This window comes from Vulgatibacter incomptus, assembly GCF_001263175.1.
Taxonomy (GTDB): domain Bacteria; phylum Myxococcota; class Myxococcia; order Myxococcales; family Vulgatibacteraceae; genus Vulgatibacter; species Vulgatibacter incomptus.
This window is the reverse complement of record NZ_CP012332.1, coordinates 214,482-232,017: the sequence shown is the minus strand read 5'-3', so window position 1 is coordinate 232,017 and position 17,536 is coordinate 214,482. Positions and strand designations below refer to the sequence as shown.

General features: G+C 68.0%; 13 protein-coding genes. 4 read left to right on the top strand and 9 right to left on the bottom strand.

All coding sequences use genetic code 11. The features are described 5' to 3' along the window. Positions 1–12: 12 nt before the first annotated feature. The 5 genes from AKJ08_RS00810 to AKJ08_RS00790 form a co-directional block, all read right to left on the bottom strand. The gene (locus AKJ08_RS00810; RefSeq protein ID WP_157370381.1) at positions 13–1,116 is read right to left on the bottom strand and encodes a PEGA domain-containing protein; all 1,104 of its coding nucleotides are present in this window, start codon (positions 1,114–1,116) and stop codon (positions 13–15) included. 333 nt (positions 1,117–1,449) lie between these two features. Continuing rightward, on the bottom strand, positions 1,450–2,385 hold the full coding sequence (gene argF / locus AKJ08_RS00805; protein ID WP_050724320.1) for an ornithine carbamoyltransferase: 936 nt from the start codon (positions 2,383–2,385) through the stop codon (positions 1,450–1,452). A 106-nt stretch (positions 2,386–2,491) separates the two neighbouring features. Beyond that, the gene (locus AKJ08_RS00800; RefSeq protein ID WP_205624754.1) at positions 2,492–3,688 is read right to left on the bottom strand and encodes an aspartate aminotransferase family protein; all 1,197 of its coding nucleotides are present in this window, start codon (positions 3,686–3,688) and stop codon (positions 2,492–2,494) included. Between the two features lie 88 nt (positions 3,689–3,776). Further along, complete coding sequence (locus AKJ08_RS00795) at positions 3,777–5,069, bottom strand: hypothetical protein (protein WP_050724318.1); 1,293 nt, start codon at positions 5,067–5,069, stop codon at positions 3,777–3,779. Between the two features lie 125 nt (positions 5,070–5,194). Beyond that, positions 5,195–9,109 carry a putative Ig domain-containing protein gene (locus tag AKJ08_RS00790; RefSeq protein ID WP_050724317.1) on the bottom strand — a complete coding sequence of 1,305 codons (3,915 nt, stop codon included), beginning with the start codon at positions 9,107–9,109 and terminating at the stop codon, positions 5,195–5,197. A gap of 803 nt (positions 9,110–9,912) precedes the next feature. Here AKJ08_RS00790 and AKJ08_RS20055 point away from each other — a divergent pair. Continuing rightward, positions 9,913–10,341: a hypothetical protein gene (locus AKJ08_RS20055; RefSeq protein ID WP_050724316.1), complete on the top strand. Its 429-nt coding sequence runs from the start codon at positions 9,913–9,915 to the stop codon at positions 10,339–10,341. 131 nt (positions 10,342–10,472) lie between these two features. On the opposite strand, the gene AKJ08_RS00780 is transcribed toward AKJ08_RS20055, so the two are convergent. The 4 genes from AKJ08_RS00780 to AKJ08_RS00765 all read right to left on the bottom strand — a co-directional run bounded on the left by AKJ08_RS00780 (position 10,473) and on the right by AKJ08_RS00765 (position 13,834). Continuing rightward, positions 10,473–11,228 carry a chalcone isomerase family protein gene (locus AKJ08_RS00780; RefSeq protein WP_157370380.1) on the bottom strand — a complete coding sequence of 252 codons (756 nt, stop codon included), beginning with the start codon at positions 11,226–11,228 and terminating at the stop codon, positions 10,473–10,475. Further along, a complete protein-coding gene (locus tag AKJ08_RS00775) occupies positions 11,194–11,568 on the bottom strand; it encodes an ANTAR domain-containing protein (protein ID WP_050724314.1) in 375 nt (124 codons plus the stop codon). Before AKJ08_RS00775 ends, AKJ08_RS00780 begins: the two co-directional genes overlap by 35 nt. A gap of 54 nt (positions 11,569–11,622) precedes the next feature. After that, entirely contained in the window at positions 11,623–12,699 is a 1,077-nt protein-coding gene (gene ygfZ / locus AKJ08_RS00770) for a CAF17-like 4Fe-4S cluster assembly/insertion protein YgfZ (protein ID WP_082342507.1), read from the bottom strand. A gap of 127 nt (positions 12,700–12,826) precedes the next feature. Continuing rightward, the gene (locus tag AKJ08_RS00765; protein ID WP_476723231.1) at positions 12,827–13,834 is read right to left on the bottom strand and encodes an isocitrate dehydrogenase (NAD(+)); all 1,008 of its coding nucleotides are present in this window, start codon (positions 13,832–13,834) and stop codon (positions 12,827–12,829) included. Positions 13,835–14,279: 445 nt separating this feature from the next. Between AKJ08_RS00765 and AKJ08_RS00760 the strand changes: the two genes are divergently transcribed. The 3 genes from AKJ08_RS00760 to pcnB all read left to right on the top strand — a co-directional run bounded on the left by AKJ08_RS00760 (position 14,280) and on the right by pcnB (position 17,519). Further along, complete coding sequence (locus AKJ08_RS00760) at positions 14,280–14,882, top strand: superoxide dismutase (protein ID WP_050724311.1); 603 nt, start codon at positions 14,280–14,282, stop codon at positions 14,880–14,882. Positions 14,883–15,085: 203 nt separating this feature from the next. Next, a complete protein-coding gene (locus tag AKJ08_RS00755) occupies positions 15,086–15,595 on the top strand; it encodes a hypothetical protein (protein WP_157370379.1) in 510 nt (169 codons plus the stop codon). 133 nt (positions 15,596–15,728) lie between these two features. After that, entirely contained in the window at positions 15,729–17,519 is a 1,791-nt protein-coding gene (gene pcnB / locus AKJ08_RS00750; protein ID WP_050724309.1) for a polynucleotide adenylyltransferase PcnB, read from the top strand. Positions 17,520–17,536 lie beyond the last annotated feature (17 nt).

Genomic DNA, 17,536 nt, shown 5'->3' with positions numbered 1-17,536 from the left:
GCGTCCTCCGTTCTAGAATCGTCCGACCACTCCGGCACCGTCTGCGGAAACGGTCAGCGCGACCGACGCCGCCCGATCCCTTCGCTCGTCGCGCTCTCCGCCGGGGAGGAGCGCTTCCCACGCGAAGAGCACCCCGGCCCCGACCAGCATCGCGCCGCCTGCGACGAATAGGCCGGTGGCCGCGCTCCGCCGCGCCTCGTAGCGCCTGCCCAGCTCTTCCTGCCTGGCGCGTGCGTCGGCAGGGAACGAGCCCGAGCCGTCGCGGAGCGCATCGCGCTCCCGCAGGCTCGCGCCCGCCGCCGCCGCGGGGATCGTGCCCGCCGCGGCCACCGCGGCGCCGCCGCCCAGGAGGGCCCACTTGGCGATTGTCCAGCCGCGAGGCAGCCCGCCGTCCCGGTCGACGGCGACGGCGGCAGGCCCTTCCGAGAGCGCCGTTGCCGCCACCGGGGCCGGCTCCACGCCGACCAGGGTGACGTCGTCGGAGCGCGGCTCGACCCGAACGCGGGTGGCGGCGCCGAACCGCACCTCGACGTAGCTCCTCGCCTCCCCTCCTCCCGGGCGGACCACCCGCAGCACGTGGGGACCGGGGACGAGGCCGGTGATCGCGCCCTCGAGGGGCGAGCTGCCGTGGAGGACGCCGTCGATCCAGATTTCGGATCCGCGGGCCGCGTCGACCTCGAGCCTCCCGGTCCAGCGCTCCGGGGTGATCGCGCGAACGACGAGCTCCCGCGCCGCCCCTGCCGGGCTCCCGGCGATCGCCTGGGTCAGGCGCTGCGCCGAGCCGGACTCCGGGTCCACGGAGACCGCCGCGAGGACCAGGGCGCCTCCCAGGGATCGGAGCGAGGGGGCGAAGATCCGGTCGGCCCGCGCCGCCCTGCCGGCCTCGGCGAGACAGGCCTCGTCAGACCGTTCACAGGGAGGAGGTGCCGGGAGCCCGATCCGGCTCCAACCGTGGAGCTCGGCGAGCGCGCGATCCAGCTCGGCCTGCACTTCGGCCACCTGCCGGGCCGGGACTCCGTCGGCGTCGATCGGGAGCGCGAGGATCCGTGGCTCCGCGGCGCCCACGCCCGGCAAGGCGCTGGCGACTGCCACAATGATCCAACGAAGCCAGCGCATCGCGTCCCCCACCCGTGCCCGCGGAAGCGAAATCGACCTGCAACAATCGGAAAAACAGTATTCGATCCTGCTACCACGAGCAGAAGGTCGAGGCAAAGTCCTGGCGCATCGGTCGAATGCCCGATGGCGGAGCGGACTGAGGCCGGGAGGCCTCCGTTGCTGGTGGTACGTGCCCGTCGCACACCGGGCACGACGGCGCGCCGGCGCGACTTGTGTTCACGCCTGCTGCGGAGGGTAACGCGCCTGACGCGCGCGGAGCACCACGTCGCGCCAGAGCTCGCAGTGAACTTGCCTGCTACGACGGGTGCGGAGCGAGCCGCACCCGCTCAATAGCTAGCCGACCAGGAGCTCGAGGAGCGCCTTCTGGACGTGGAGGCGGTTCTCCGCCTCGTCGAAGACCGCGGAGCTCGGGCCCTCGAGGACGCCCTCGTCGATCTCCTCGCCGCGGTGCGCCGGAAGGCAGTGGAGAACGATGGCCTCGCTCGTGGCGAGGGAGAGGAGCTGGCGGTCGATCTTGAAGCCCGCGAACGCCGCCGCGCGGACCTTGGCCTCCTCCTCCTGCCCCATCGACGCCCAGACGTCGGTGGTGAGGACGTTGGCTCCGCGAGCCGCCTCCTCGGGGCTGCCGACGCAGCTCACGAGACCGGGGGCTCGCGCCTGTGCCGCGGCGAGGACGGCGGCGTCGGGGCCGTAGCCCTCCGGGCAGGCCAGACGCAAGCGGAAGCCGAGGATCGAAGCGGCCTCGATCCAGGAGTGGGCGACGTTGTTCCCGTCGCCGATCCACGCGACCTCGAGGTCCTCCACGGCACCGAGGCGCTCCATCGCCGTCTGTACGTCTGCGAGGATCTGGCAGGGGTGGTGGAGGTCGGTGAGGCCGTTGATCACGGGCACGCTCGACCAGCGGGCGAACTCCTCCAGCCGCTCGTGGGCGAAGGTGCGGATCACCAGCCCGTGGACGTAGCGCGAGAGAACGCGCGCCGCGTCGGGGATAGGCTCACCCCTCCCGAGCTGGGTCTGGGCCACGGGCAGATCGAGCGCCTGGGCCCCCAGCTCGAACGCGCCCACGGAAAAGGAGACGCGAGTCCGGGTGGAAGCCTTCTCGAAGACGAGCCCCACGCTCTTGCCGGCCAGTGGCTGATGGCGCTCCCCCAGGCGGCGCAGCTCCTTCAGCTCTCGGGCTCGCTCGAGGAGACCGAGGAGCTCCTGCTTCGACCAACCGTCCAGTGACAGGAAATCCCGCTTCTGCTTTGCATCGGTGTGCTTCGACAACTCGAATCTCCCTAGACCCGTCTCGCGGGAGCGTGGCAGCGCTCCCGTATCTGATTTGCCGATCGCGCGGCGGCTTGGCTGCGCGCGCGATCGGCCGATTCGCCCGTCAGCTCTCGCGAATGGCGCGCTCGAGGACGTCGACCGCTTCGTCGATCTGCACGTGCTCGATGATGAGCGGAGGCGCGAGGCGGACGACCTTCTCGCCGGCCGCGTTGACGATCACGCCCAGCTCGCGGCACCGCGAGATCACGGGTGCGGCCGGCCCGAGCAGCTCGACGCCGTGGAGGAGCCCCTGGCCTCGGGCCTCGACGACCTTCTCGGGTCCGAGGCGGCGGGCCATGTCTCCGAGGCGCGCCGCCAGGTACTCGCCGGCGATCTGCCCGCGCTCGAGGACGCCACCGTCGAGGAGCTCGTCGAAGACCGCCGAGGCACATGCGGCAGCGAGGGGGTTGCCGCCGAAGGTGGAGGCGTGGGTTCCCGGGACCAGGGAGCGCGCGAGCTCCTCCCTCGTGCACATCGCGCCGATGGGGATCCCGTTGCCCAGGGCCTTCGCGAGGGTCATCACGTCCGGCTCGACGCCGTGCCGCTGGTACGCGAAGAGCGGGCCGGTGCGGCCCATGCCCGTCTGGACCTCGTCGAAGATCAGGACGAGCCCGTGCTCATCGGCGAGCTTCCGCAGCCCGGCGAGGAAGCCCTTGGGCGCAGGGCGGACGCCGCCCTCTCCCTGGACCGGCTCGACGATGATCGCCGCCGTCTTCGGCCCGATGAGCGCCTCCACCGAGGCCAGGTCTCCGTATTTGGCGTGATGCACGCCGGGGACCATCGGCTCGAAGCCCTCCCAGTACTTGGGCTGGCCCGTGGCGGTGACCGTGAAGAGGGTGCGGCCGTGGAAGCTGCTCTGGAACGCGATGATCTCGAAGCGATCCTGGCCCCGGTCGCGCTGCCAGCGGCGGGCGAGCTTCAGCGCCGCCTCGTTGGCCTCCGCGCCCGAGTTGCAGAAGAAGACGCGCTCCGCGAACGACGAGCTGCAGATCCGCTCGGCGAGCTCGATCTGCGGCAGCGTGTAGACCACGTTCGACGCGTGCCAGAGCTGCTTCGACTGGGCCTCGAGCGCCGCCACCACCTTCGGATGGCAGTGGCCCAGCGACACGGTCGCGATCCCCGCGATCATGTCGAGGTAGCGGCGGCCCTCCGCGTCGTAGAGGTAGCATCCCTCGCCACGCTCGATCGCGATCGGCTGCTGCTTGTAGTTTCCGACCAATACGTTTCTGGCCCGGTCGGCGAGCTCCTCGTTGCGTCCCATCGTCCTCTCGGCGCAAAGGGCGAGCGCCCGGGACATTTAGGCCCGGGCGCTCGCGGATTTCAGCAGATGGTTCTTTCGATCGGTCCCGTCAAGCGCTCGGGACGGCGCAGTACCCGAACCTCTTCCCGCCGACCTTCCAAATCTCGCTCGTGCACTCCGAGCCGACCGGGCCGCCGACGCAGCGCTCCCACTCGTCAACATCGTGGTCGCAAACCATGCGGCATTTCCGAGCGCCGCCACCACCAGCCGGGGCGCAGAAGAGATTGGCTGAACACTCGGTGGAATCCGCGCACGCGACCCCTTCGCCCTTCGTCCCCGTGGGGAAGCAGTAGGCGGGCCAGGCGTCGATCGGACGCACGAACGGGATGTAGCAGGACTCGCCCTGGGCGCAGGAAGGGTTCGCGCCGGTCTCGTCGACTTCGCGAGGCTTGCAGTCCATGAGGCAAGCGTAGGGCGCGGTCTTCACCTGGGTGCAGGTCTGAGCATCAGCGACACATACATTGCCGCCGATTCCGCCGCACTTGCACACGCCGTCGTTCGGATCGCATTCCCATCCCGCCCCATTGCTATCCCTGCACGCCTGAATCTTCTCCGAGGTGCAGCGGGTACCGCCGCGGCACTCTCCATTGACGCAGCTATCGCCCGGGCCGCACTCAATCCCGTCGACTCCGCACTTGCACTTGCCGTCCACCGGGTCGCAGTATTCGCCATCTACGCAGCTCACGCTGGAGCACTTGTCGCTGGAGATGCACTCGAAGACCGTCGAGTTCCCGTTCTTGGCACACGCCTCGCCGCCCCTGCAGATCGGTCCGTTGATCGTGTCGCAGTGGCACTGGCCATCGGCCGGGTTGCAGACGGAGTTCTTGTCGCAGTTGACGCCGGCACAGGGGTCGAGGGTGCACTTGCCGTCGGAGCAGGCCTCGCCCGCCTCACAGCTGACGCCCCCGCACTTGCAATCGCCGTCCTCGGGGTCGCAGTCGAGGCCCGTGCCGCACTTCACGCCAAGGCAGAGGTTGTTAGCCTTGCACTGCTGGTTCACGCAGACCTCGCCATCGGCGCAGGCCTGCTGCCCGCAGACACAGTCGCCGGTGAGCGGATCGCAGGACTCACCGCGGGTGCATTCGGCGAACTGGCACTTGGGCGAGTAGCACTGGGGAGCGGGGTCGAGGGTACACGACTCGCCGGGCTTGCACGGGATCCCGCCCTCGCCGCCGCACTTGCAGTAGCCGTCGGTCGGGTCGCAGACCATGGGATCGTCGCAGATGACCCCTTCGCAAAGGGGAAGGACGATCTGTTCGGTGTTCGAGCCACACGCGATGGCTCCAGCGGAGAGCGTCGCGACGATCGCGGCGAAACCGAGCCAGCGAATTCTAGAGGTCATGGGCTGTCATCCTCAGGGGAATGCAATGAAGAAGAGCGTGGCGGCGCCGCAGGTGAGACGGGGCGCCGCCCGATCGAAGGGATCCGCCGCCCGGATCGGGCGGCGTTCCGATGGCTCCGGATTTGTCAAGAATCCGAGCCTCCAAGGGTCCCGTTTCCGCGCCGGCGGAGCAACGCGGCGCCGACGAGGGCGAGGCCGAAGGCGACCCCGTTGGCCGGCGAGCCGGCCGCGCTGCAGCCGGACTTCTTCTTCGTCTCGGTGTGCGCCTCCTTGGGCTCGATCTGCACCGTGAGCGTCAAGGAATCCAGACCCAAGCGACCCTCGACGTCCTTGATCTCGATCATCACGGTGTACGCTCCGAAGGGTGCGTCGGACGAGACCGTGCCCGAGATGACGCCATCCGAGAGCGACAAGCCCGGCGGCAGGGTGCCCTGCACGAGGCGGAAGGTCGGGTCGACGGCGTTGGTCGAGTAGAGCGAGATCTCCACCACCTGGCCGCGCTTGATGTCCGGGATACGAGGCATGGTCAGGTCAACCCCTGAGCATTCCACCGGGAACGGAACCCGGGCGTTGAAGCTCTGCCCTCTCGCGTCGTCCGTCACCGTCGAGTCGACCATGAAGTTGCCGCACTCCTTCGGCGTTCCAACCAGGCACCCCCGCACGCTGCCCCGAGTCTCAACGGTGAGGCCTGCCGGGTAGGTCCTCGGGTCAAAGCGCCAGGAGTATTCCGGGCCAACGCCGCCGGACGCGACGAGACAGAATTCGTAGTACCTTGCGGTCCACCCCTGCTGGAACCGGTCGACGGTGATCATCAGGCTGGACTCCTCGACCACCATCAGCGTGAGCTCCTGGGTGACCCAGTTCCCCCTGGCGTCCGTCACCTTGACAGTGAAGGTCTTCGAGCCCGTCGTCTGGAGCGTGCCCGTCACCTTCGCTTCGCATTCGTCCCCACAGTTGAGTAGGCCGAGACTGGTGTCCATGCCGTTCGGAATCGTGTCCTTCGGACTCGCCAAAGCCCACGTGTACGGCGGGAGACCGCCGCTGGCCGTGAGGGGCACGCCCTTGTGGGACTTGCCGGCTGCGTCGATCCAGCCACCGTAGGCCTTGCCCCTGATGCCGGTGGGGAGGGTCCGGGTGGTGATCTGGAGGGAGCCCATGGGCTTGAGGACCGTAAGCTTCACGGCCTTCTTCGCCACGAGGTCACCCGACCGCACGGAGACGATGAAGTAGTTGTCACCGTCATCGATCGGCGTGCCAGTGAGCAGACCGTTCGAGTCCAGCGTCATGCCGGGGGGCGTCCCGTCGGCGGACCACTGCAGCGGGCGGACGACTCCGCCAGCGGCGTCGAACTGGTAGACCGGCGACTCCCCGAGGGTCACGGGCGGAATGGTCCCGTTGAGGATCTTGAGGGACGACTCCACGACGACGACCTTCTGCGTCGGGTGCACGAAGACGTTGTTGGACTTGTCGAGCTCGGCGAACTCGTTGTCCGGATCGACGATGAGGGCGATGAAGTACTCGCCCGCCTTGGTGTCAGACGGGATGATGACCTGATCGGTGAGCCGGTTCTCGTCGAAGCGTCCGAGCGAGACGACGCCGGCGCCACCGGTCGACTGGACGTCGAGCCGGATGTCGTGGATCGAGACGTACTTAGTCGAGCCGAGGTAGTAGGCGTACTTGGCCTGCACCGTCGTGGGCGGCGCCACACCCGCAAGAGCCGGCTGCTCGATCAGGCCGACGTTCTTGATCGAGCGGGAGATCACCGCGGCTTCGCCGGCCACGACCCGCGACGGGGGATTCATGTAGCCCACCGTGAAGTCGGGAAGCGGTCTCCGGCAGTTGTACCGGCTGGACGCGAACTCGTCAGGCGTATCCTGGCTCAGGGTCCGAAGGCTGTCCGCAACCCAGTGGAAGAGCTGGCTGCCGTTCTGGTAGCGCTGGTTATCGGCGTCCGCCAGAGGGATCCGGCCCTTCACCGGGTAGACCTTGCACTGGCTCGCCGGGGGCGGGGCGGGCAGATAGTTCATGCACGTCTTCGCCTTGGGACCGAGCTGCGGCTCGGCCGTCCAGTCGTGCCCACAGAACAGGTTCGTGCCGCAGTCGGCGTTCGTCTCGCACTCGACGCGGCAGCGGCCGGCGATGCACTGAGCAGCCGGATCGGCGCAGGTCGCGTGGTTCCACTCGACGTTCGCATCATCGTCGTTGCAAGCGGGCGGATAGGAGGCAGCCACCGCGTCGTTTTCCCAAGCGACCCGGTCTGTCGGCCCCATCATCAGGGCCGGGTGGAAGTTCCAGGCGTCTGCGGACCCGGTGAGGGTGTTGCAGACCTCGAGGCTCCCCTCGATCGGTTCGCCATAGAAGCAGCCATTCGGAAGGTTGATCGTGACCCGGGTCTGGGTCACCTTCACCCCCGTGTGGCGCTTGCTTGTCAGCGTCGCCGTGGTCCGTACTACGTTGTTCGTGAAATCCGCATCATCTTCCACCTCTCGCACGATTGGCAGCGTGGTCGGGTCGGAGGAGTCGACGTGGAGGGAGAAGGTGTACTTGTCGCCGAGGAGCTTCCAAGGCGTCTTCGCGTCCAGGGTGACCATGGGGATGGTCTGCCCGGCCTGGAGGCCGTTATCGATGCGATTGTGCACGATCGACTGGCTGCGGGCGACCCCAATCCCAGTCCCCTGGACGGTATCCATCACGATCCAGTAGTTGAAAGGTCCCGAATCGGCCGAGCCGATGTTCGACAACTCGAACTGAACCGTGATGTCCTGACCCGGCCCAGCCGTGGTGGGAGTGAAGCCGGTGATCTTGCCCGTAAGGTCAGGGCCGATCGCGACCTTGCTGGTCGAGCAGACGCGGTTGTTGGACTCGTACACCTCGGCCGTCCCCGATGCCGGATGGATGTCGGCGCAGATGTAGTAGAGCCCGTTCGCGATGTTGGTCCGCGAGACGCCGACGAGGTTCTCGGTCAGGACGACGGAGCCGCCGCCGGGGACGGTGGTCGGCCTGGTCACGGAGCCGATCTTCGTCGCACCCGGTCCATCCGGGACGAAGCCCGCAGGGCCAACCGCAGCCTTGACGAGCCAGAGGTCGTAGATCGCGTCGCCCGTCTGGTCACCTACGTTTCGCAGCGTGGTGTCGATGGAGAAGTCGATGGTGTTGCCGGTGGCCTTGATCCGGCCCGGCTTGACGGCGGCGGTGAAATCGACGCCCTCCATGAGCCCGTACTGGATGGTGGTCTGGGCCGGGAAGTGCTCGGGGCCACACTTGGGCAATCCGTTGGCAGCGTTGAGAGGATTGCAGATGTCGACGCTGCCGTCGGCGGCGGGCCCCAACGTGCCGGCGGCGTTGTTCTTCTTGAGGCCCCAGCTGACGTTGGCCCAGACAGACTGCGTATCCAGCGTGAGCGTCCCGTACCGGGCGCGGATCACGTTGTTCCGGCCGGGGACCGAACGCTCGTAGAGCCAAATCTGCGCCTGGAACCGCGTCAGGGTCCCGACAGGCGACGTCGAGTTGACGGCCTTGGTGCAGAACCACTGGACGATGAACACCCGGTTCGGCGCGGCGTGCTCGCCCGTGTCGAGGACCTGGTAGCTGATCTCGGCCGAAGGCTCGCAGTAGTGGTCGCCCCACCACGCGGCGACCACGTTGAAGGGGTTCGAGGTATTCTTCAGGTTGGCGGGACTGGTGGTAGTCGGCGACACCTTGATGGCGTCGAGGTTACCGCTTACGGCGGGAGTGGGGGTCCCGTCCGCGCGGTTGGGGCCGAAGGTGATGTAACCCTTCGCACCCACGTTGATCTTGTTGTAGGTGTTGTCGAAGAACGTGACGTCGAACGGCAGGTCCTTGCCTAGCTCCTGGCCGTTATAACCAAGAGGCGCCGTGCCGGTGACGTTCGCGAAGGTCTTCGGCCCCCCTCCCTCGATCGGGAGCGGCTGGAACGGGCTCGACCAGGTGAAGGTAGGAGGGGGCACCTGCCCCGCCGCGGCCATCGGGACGGCGAAGGCCACAGCGCCTAGCAGCATCGGAAGGAGATTACGCTTCATCGGGGCTCCCCTGGAGAGGGCTGCAGGACAACTGCCTGCCTTTGCGTGGCGGAGGGCGATCCCGCGGCGGGATCTCCCTCGGATGGTCTCGTCCGGAGACGATCGGTTCTCGGTCCCTTGGTCGCGGTCGGAGGATTGCCTCGATGGAGCCTCATTCGTTCTCCGGCCGGATCACTCGCAATTGGGACAGCGAACCTGGGGGAACCCGGATCGGAGCAGCAAGCAGGCCCGCATGTCAAGCCCCTAGGTGCCTCGAGCTCTCACCGCTCCGCGTCGATCGCCGGGAAAGGCCGTTCAGGTCCCGATCGCGCTCGATCCGTGGCAGGGCGATCGTGTCGGATCTGCAGGGCTCGAAACCACTTGACATGGTTCGAGGATGGTTGGGGACCGCGGGATGACGGCCCAAGCCTTCGCCCGAGGGCGAGCGCCCGAGACCCCCCGCCAGCGGGGCGAGGCTGCGAGCTGAGCCATCGATCGTCGAGACGAGAGCGAGCGGGCCGATCGCGCCCAACCGATCTCTCGGACGAAGAAACGTCCTCCACGGGACACTCAGGAGCCATGATCTCCGTCGCCTCGCCACGCGTCGTCGGATGTCTTCGTGGATGCCGGTGGCGGCGCTCCATGGATCTCGTTTCCGCCGCGCCGAGGATGAACCTCCGGGAAATGCATGTTCTCTCGCCGCGGTTCGAAGGGAATCGGCATGGACTCTGTTTCCATGCTTGCTATCAGACGAGATTCGTTGTTTTGTGGCTCCCGATTGGTTAGGTTGCAGCATCACTCGAGGTAAAGGAGTACCCACCCTCATGGCCAAGATTTCGAACAACCCATTCGCCAACGCGTTGGATCAGCGCATCCGCAAGATCGTCGAGGAGACGGTCGAGGCAGCGGTCCGCACGAACCTCCGGGAGATCTTCGCGGAGGAGCTCGCTCAGGCTCTCGGCACCGGCGCGCCCCAGGTCGCAGCCCCCGCCGCGAAGCGCCCGGGCCGCAAGCCGGGCCCGAAGGCCGCCGCCAAGACGGCGAAGGCAGCCGCTCCCGGACGGAAGCCCGCAGGCAAGAAGTGCGAGGTCGTCGGCTGCAACAGGCCGTATCGGTCCCAGGGCTACTGCGCTGCGCACTACCAGGCTGCGCGCAAGTACGACTGGCCGCTTCCGGCTCCCGAGAACTTCAAGGCGCCGCCGCGCCCCTCGCGCGGTCGTCCGCCGAAGGACGCATCCAAGGCTGCGATGTAGCCTGTTCGAGCGTCTGGCTCGTTTCGGAGCCGCGGGGTTCGCCCCGCGGCTCTTTTTTTTGCGCGGTCGAGCCCCTTCGCGCCGGCTGGAGAGACGTTCGACCCCCGCCCGCCCCGATTCGTCCGAGCGCGCTACTCCTTCGCGCGCTCCGCCGGCGCTGAGGCCGGCATGTAGCCACGGGGCGGAATTCGGGCGGCTGCCCTCTGCGCGATCGACTCCTTCAACGTCGATGAGACGCTGTCGGGGCCGAGCCAGACCCGCCACAGCTTTCGGCTGATCTGTGCGTCCTCGAGCTTCTTCGCGTCTCCGGCGATGTCGATCACGAGGGTGTCGCCGTGCGAATGGATGAGGATCCTCTGACCGTCCTTTCCATCGCCCGGGATCGTCGAGATGAGCCTCTCGACCTTCTCGTGGGGAAGCACCTCGCTCAGCGACGTGCGGAACGCACCGGCGATCTTCTCCTTCGAGATGTCGCGTACGAGCTGCATGATCACGAGCTTGTCTGCGGAAGAATCCGCCAGGGCCTCGAAGAATCGCTCGTCTTCTTCGAGACGATCCCCGAGCGCTTCCCCCGACAGATCCGGGTGACGCGAGCGGACGTAGCCGGCGACCAGCTCGTCGGCACGGGACGCCTCGACGCAATAGGTGACGGCGTAAGCCTTGAAAAAGAGGACCTTTCGCACGCCGGCGCCGAGGCACTCGTAGCGCGTCCCTCCCACGGTGGTGAAGGAATCGAACTTCACCCCGGTCGATCGATCCACGAGGGCGGCGGACGCTCGCGCCTCCTTCGTCGAAAAAGAGACGATGGCCAGCAGGATCCCGATCGCGAGTGTTTTCATGGGTCCGACGATACTACCGCTGCCGGCCGGAAGGCGAATCTCCCCCATTCGGACCGGCGAGGATCGCGGGCAACCGTTCGCTGAACGCCCCCCTGGCGAGCACCTGGCTCGCTCCGGCGGCCCGGGCGGCCTGGATGAGGTCGACCCGTTCGTGCCGCACGAATGCGACGATCGGGACGTCGGGCATCCGCTCCCGGAGACGTCGGATCGCGTCTTCCGGAAACAGCCTCTCCGCGTCGAGATCCACCAGCACGAGATCCGGCGCACCGTCTCCGAAGTGGCTCTCGTTGGTGTGCACCTCGGCGCCCGTGAGGCGGGCGGTGGTCAGGATCTTCGACGAGAAGATGAGATCGGTGCAGAGGAGGAGGATACGAGGGCCGTCGGTCATCGATTCGTCACCCAATCGCCAGGCGGTTCCGAGAAGCGGAGCACGCTGTCTTTCTCATTCCCTGGGCGGCGGAACCCAGGAGATCTCGGCCTCGCCGCCGCCTTCGATCGCGAGCCTGGCGCCCAGCTCCAGCCGATCGGGCCGGACGAAGCCGAGGGCCAGCGGGCCGCCCCCGGCGGGATCGGGGTCGAGGACCGACACGAGGGCCCCTGCGACCTTCTCGCCCTCCAGGAGCGAAGCACCTGGAGCCGCGCCGTGGGGCACCCGGAGCTGCACGAGCTTCCGGCGGACCTGTCCCCGGTAGGTGGCCTTCGCGATCACCTCCTGGCCGACGTAGCAGCCCTTGGTGTAGCTGATGGCCCTCTCGAGGTTCACCTCCAGCGGGATCGTCGACTCGTCGAGCTCGGCTCCATATCGCGGGATCGCGTGGTGGATCCTCGCGGCGTCCAGGATCTCGTCTCCGATCGGGCCGCCTCCGTGCCGGCTCGCGGCCCCCAGCAAACGGTTCCAGAGGGGCTCTACCACCGAGCGCTCCACGAAGAAATCCAGTCCGGCCACGCCGGCGGGCGCCGCCGCAACCACCCTCACCTCTCCGCCCTCGAAAGGCACGGCCACATGGTGGTGCAAGGGAAGCGATGGAATCGCAGATCCGAGGGCATCCGCCACGACGCGGGCCGATTCCGGCCCATAGACACCGAGGATCGCCCAGCGATCCGTGACGTCGTGAAGCTCGCAGTCCTCCGAGATCAGGAGCTGGTCGAGGTGCGAGAGCACCTTCTCCCTCGACTCCGGCTCGAGGTCGAGGAGCAGCTCCTCCTTGCCGACGACCAGCATCCTCCCGTCGCCCAGGGTCTTGCCACGGGCGTTGATGATCGCCGTGTAGTTCCCCTGCCCTGCTTCGACCGCCTTCACCTGGTTCGTCACCAGGCCGTGCAGGAAGAGCTTCGCCTCGGGGCCGGTGACGCGGAGGACCGCGCGATGGGAGCGATCGGCGACGCCGGCGGACTCGGTGAGGGAGCTCCACTCCCGGGAGGCCTCACGGAAGGAGAGCACGATCTCGGCGTCGTCGCGCATGCCCAGGCGGGCGCCTGCAGAGACGTGAGAGGAATGGAGCGGAAGAATGCGTGCCATGGCGGTCGGTATAGGACCGCCATGGCACGGCTGCAAGCAACGGATCGGCGCCGAAGGCGGTTCCCGATGTAGCCGCCGGGCCGCCGCGAGCGATCCGCGGCAGGCCGGCCCGATCCCGATGCTTGGATTACGCCAGCGCGGCCTTGAGCGCCTCGACGTATTCCTTCGTGGTGGCGGTGCCGCCGAGGTCCGGGTTGAGCACGCGGCCCTCGCCGAGGACCCGCTCGATGGCGCCCCGGAGGCGCTTCGCGGCGTCCATCTCCCCGAGGTGCTGGAGCATGAGCTCCGCGGAGAGCAGCAGCGCAGTGGGGTTCGCGATCCCCTTGCCCGCGATATCCGGCGCCGTACCGTGCACCGCCTCGAAGACGGCGTTCACCTCTCCGATGTTCGCGCCGGGGACCACGCCCAGGCCACCGACGAGGCCGGCGCAGAGGTCGCTCACGATGTCGCCGTAGAGGTTCTCGAGGACGAGCACGTCGAACCGCGAGGGATCGCGCACGAGCTGCAGACAGCAGTTGTCGACGATGATCTCGGTGTACTCGATCTCGGGATAGGCGCGGGAGACGTTCCGGCAGCACTCCAGGAAGAGGCCGTCGGAGAGCTTCATGATGTTCGCCTTGTGCACGGCCGTGACCTTCTTGCGGCCATGCTTGCGGGCGTGCTCGAAGGCGAACCTGGCGATCCTGGTGGAGGCCTTCTCGGTGATGATCTTGATGGATTCGACCACGCCCGGGACGACGATGTGCTCGAGGCCCGAGTAGAGATCCTCCGTGTTCTCGCGCACGACCACGAGATCCACGTCCTCGTAGCGGGTCTTCACGCCGGGGATGCTCTTGACCGGGCGGAGGTTCGCGTAGAGGTCGAGAGACTTCCGCAGCGCGACGTTCGCGCTCTTGGCGCCCTTGCCGACGCCCGTCTCGGTCGGGCCCTTGAGCGTCGCGTGGGAGCGGATGATCTGCTCGAGGGTGGAGGTCGGCAGGTTCGTCCCGACCCGGGCCTCGACCTCCGCCCCCGCTTCGCCCTTCTCCCACTCGATGCTGACGCCCGTGGCGTCGATGACCGCGATCGCCGCCTCCATCACCTCGGGGCCGATGCCGTCGCCTGGGATGTACGTCACCTTGTGTGCCATGGTCAGCTTCCTCGTCATGGTGTGGCCCGTCGCGCCGGAGCGGGCTTCATGGGGTTCGGGAGGGTGCGGAGCCCGTCGCCTCCGGTTGGGAGCGGGCTGTCGCAAAGAAAACTGCTTCTAACATAACCGCGAGGGCGCCGGCCGCCCGCCGAGCGGCCTCGGCAGGCGGGCCGAAGGGCATCGTCGGCGGGGCCGAAGGGCATCTGGGAGGGCCAGGAGGCATCCCTGGCCTCGCATCAGGCAGGGAGGTTAGCGCACGGCCGCCCCTGGCAGGTGGTGGGTGTCGAACCTCCCGTGGCCACCGACGAGTTTGGCATCCGTCACCCGAGCAGGCAGGGAGGCGCCAACTCGCCTTGACGATCCGGACCCTCGACGATTACCTAGAGCGCTTTCGCCGCACGGCACAACTCGTGGCGCTCCATTGCACCACGGCTCATTCCGGAGGTCACACATGTCCAAGTACGAGGCAAAGGACTTCAACCACCTTCTCGGCAAGGTGAACGGTCTCTCCGAGGCCCAGCTCAAGGCGCACTTCGGCCTGTACCAGGGCTACGTGAACAAGCTGAACGAGATCTGGGAGAAGCTCGGCACGGTGGACAAGTCGAAGGCGAACTACTCCTTCAACGAGTACTCCGAGCTCAAGCGCCGCGAGCCCGTGGCGTACAACGGCACGTTCCTCCACGAGCTCTACTTCTCGAACCTGGGACACGAGGGCGCCGTCTCCCCCGACCTGAAGAAGGCCATCGAGGCCAGCTTCGGCTCCTTCGACAACTGGATGATCGACGCGAAGGCCTGCCTCGCGTCGGCGCACGGCTGGACGCTCACGGTCTACGACTGGAACCTGAACCGGGTGTCCAACATGCTCGTCCAGAGCGAGCACCACGTGGGCCTGTGGCCGAACGTGAGCGTCCTCTGCGCGGTCGACGCGTGGGAGCACGCCTACATGATCGACTACGGCACCAAGAAGCCGGACTACGTGAACAACGTGATGAACGCGCTCAACTGGAACGCGATCAACGAGCGGTTCGCGCACATCAACCCGCCCAAGAAGTAGGCGGGAGGCCGTCTACTACGTCCGGCCCCGGGAGCGATTGTCTCTCGGGGCCGTGTTCGTTTCGGCCCCCTTCCTCGCTTGCGGGACAGGCAGGCCGCCGTGCCCCCGAGGTGCCGGCCGTGGCTTCCCTCTGGACAGGCCGTGTGCAGATCCTGTTCTGCGGCGGCGGCGTGGCTGCCGCGTAAAGGAGGGAGCCGATGCGGATGCCGACGAAGCTTCTGGTGGTCACCGCGAGCCTGCTGGCTGTTCCGGCGCTCGCTGCTGCGGCCGGTGAGGAAGGATCCAACGGATCGATGCAGCAGCAGCCCGGGATGAGCAACCCGAGCGGGCGGACCGCCACCAGCCCGAAGGCCGCCGGCGCGGAGAACGCCGAGGTCTTCAAGAACAAGAGCAACTTCAAGGTGGATGGCACCATCGCCTCGATCGACGCCAGCAGCGGCGAGCTCACGCTGCAGCGCACGGGCATGCCGCCCGCCGAGCTGAAGATTGCCAACGACACGAAGATCCGGGTGAACGGCAAGAGCGCCTCCATCCAGGATCTGCAGCCGGGCTCCGAGGTCCGCGCCGAGTTCAATCTGGCGGAGAATCGCCCGATCGCCGTCTCGGTCGACGCCAAGGAAGGCAAGGGCCAGATGAAAGGCGGCACGGCGCCCGGTGGAAAGAGCCAGGGTGGGACCCAGGGCGGCACCCATGGCGGCGGGTCGAGCTACTAGCGACCCGGTTCGGTCGGACTCATCGGGACGCGGGCCCATTGCCCGCGTCCCTTTTTCGTGCAAGCCGCGGAAAACATTGACCCTGCCGACGGTTCTCTCCTAGTCTGGCCAGCCCGCCGGACCATGGAACGAGATGAACGAAGAACCGAGTCGAGACAAGCAAGAGGCGGAAGCCCACCCACGCACTGAGTCCGAGGCGCTCCGCCGCCACTCGGAGCCCCTTGCGGCGCTCACCGCGCTCGACCCCTTCGGTCCCCCGCCCGAGATCCCCTTCGAGCAGCTCGATCCCGACGCGCTCAAGGTGATCCACCGGCTGCGCTCACACGGTCATCAGGCGTATCTCGTCGGCGGCTGCGTGCGCGACCTCCTCCTCGGTCTCGTCCCGAAGGACTTCGACGTCGCGACGAGCGCCCACCCTGGAGAGATCCGGGCGATCTTCCGGAACTGCCGCCTGATCGGGAGGCGCTTCCGGCTCGCACACGTCTTCTTCCGCGGCGGCAAGGTGATCGAGACGGCCACCTTCCGGGCCAACCCCAGCGAGGCCGACTCCGGCGCCGGGGGCCCCGGTGACCTCCTGATCACGCAGGACAACGTCTTCGGCAGCGCCGAGCAGGACGCCCGCCGCCGCGACTTCACGATCAACGGGCTGTTCTACGATGTGATCCTCGGCCGGGTGATCGACTACGTCGACGGCCGGGCGGACCTCGAGAAGCGTCAAATCCGCACGATTGGGGAGCCGGCGGTCCGGATGCAGGAGGATCCGGTCCGGATCCTCCGCGCGGTCCGCTTCGCGGCCAAGGCCGGGCTCGAGATCGAAGCCGAGACCTGGAAGTCCATGTGCGACTACAAGGGCGAGCTCGCGCGCTGCGCGCCGCCCCGTGTGCTCGAGGAGATCTTCCGGCTGCTCCGCTCGGGGCACTCCCACCGTTGCATCGAGCTCCTCCATCGCCTGGACGGGCTGAAGGTCCTCCTTCCTCCCCTCGCATCCTTCCTCGAGCAGTCGGAAGACGAGCGCAGCCAGGCTCTCTTCGGCTCGCTTCGGCTCCTGGACGAGGTCGTCCGCCGCGGCCCGCTCCCCGACGACTCGGTCCTGCTCTCGACCCTCCTGGTCCACCTCTCCCAGCACGAGCTGATCAAGGGTCGCGCCGGATCGGCGGACCGGGCTCGACAGGCTACCGGGGCGGAGGTGCAGAACGGCGCCGCCCTGGCCAATGGCGTCCCATCCCAGGAGCAGCCGGGAGTCTCCGGCGAAGCCCGCGCGGAGGAGGCGGACGCGTCCGGCCCCGACGTCCTCGACGAGCTCGAGGCCCTGGAGGAGCGGAGCAACGCGGAGGCCCCGCTGCCCGCCGAGGTCGAGGAAGGGGAGGCCCCGCAGGTGCCCTGGAGCATCTCGGCCTCCGCGCGGTCGGTCGACGAGCTCCTGGCGGAGCTGGTCCGCAGCGCCCGCCTTCCGCGCCGGATCGCCGAGCGCTCGAGGCTGCTGCTCCACGCGCAGCGGATCCTCTCGGGCGAGCGCAAGCGGCGAGGCTCCCCTGCCAAGTTCCTTCGGCAGCCGTACTTCGCCGACGCCCTCCTGATCTACGAGCTCTACGTCGTGGCCACCGGCCACGGCGCCGAGAGCCTGGCGCGCTGGAAGGCCCGCACCCCAGAGACCGCGGCACCGGTTCCGCGGGAGCCTGCGCGCGCCGAGGCGGTGGCCGAGGCCGTGGAGGCGGTCGCTCCCGTGGCGCCCGCCGAGACGCCTGGAGGACGCGGCAGGAAGCGCCGCCGCAGGGGCCGAGCCAAGGACGAGGTTTCGGTCGTCGAGGCCGCGGAGGCCATGGCGGTGGCCGCGATGCCGACGGAGCTCTCGGGCCCCGAAAGCCTGCCGCCGGAGGCCGAGCGCCGTCCGCCGCCGGGCCCCGCGTCCCTGCTCCCCTTCTAATCCTCCTAACCGGTCTC

What these genes read in the sequence shown, in the direction of transcription:
- AKJ08_RS20055 (WP_050724316.1), top strand. Translation starts at nt 9,913, where the DNA reads ATGGCCAAGATTTCGAACAACCCATTCGCCAACGCGTTGGATCAGCGC.
- ygfZ (WP_082342507.1), bottom strand. Translation starts at nt 12,699, where the DNA reads ATGGCACGCATTCTTCCGCTCCATTCCTCTCACGTCTCTGCAGGCGCC.
- AKJ08_RS00810 (WP_157370381.1), bottom strand. Translation starts at nt 1,116, where the DNA reads ATGCGCTGGCTTCGTTGGATCATTGTGGCAGTCGCCAGCGCCTTGCCG.
- AKJ08_RS00790 (WP_050724317.1), bottom strand. Translation starts at nt 9,109, where the DNA reads ATGAAGCGTAATCTCCTTCCGATGCTGCTAGGCGCTGTGGCCTTCGCC.
- AKJ08_RS00795 (WP_050724318.1), bottom strand. Translation starts at nt 5,069, where the DNA reads ATGACCTCTAGAATTCGCTGGCTCGGTTTCGCCGCGATCGTCGCGACG.
- AKJ08_RS00755 (WP_157370379.1), top strand. Translation starts at nt 15,086, where the DNA reads ATGCCGACGAAGCTTCTGGTGGTCACCGCGAGCCTGCTGGCTGTTCCG.
- pcnB (WP_050724309.1), top strand. Translation starts at nt 15,729, where the DNA reads ATGAACGAAGAACCGAGTCGAGACAAGCAAGAGGCGGAAGCCCACCCA.
- AKJ08_RS00775 (WP_050724314.1), bottom strand. Translation starts at nt 11,568, where the DNA reads ATGACCGACGGCCCTCGTATCCTCCTCCTCTGCACCGATCTCATCTTC.
- AKJ08_RS00800 (WP_205624754.1), bottom strand. Translation starts at nt 3,688, where the DNA reads ATGGGACGCAACGAGGAGCTCGCCGACCGGGCCAGAAACGTATTGGTC.
- AKJ08_RS00760 (WP_050724311.1), top strand. Translation starts at nt 14,280, where the DNA reads ATGTCCAAGTACGAGGCAAAGGACTTCAACCACCTTCTCGGCAAGGTG.
- AKJ08_RS00780 (WP_157370380.1), bottom strand. Translation starts at nt 11,228, where the DNA reads ATGGGGGAGATTCGCCTTCCGGCCGGCAGCGGTAGTATCGTCGGACCC.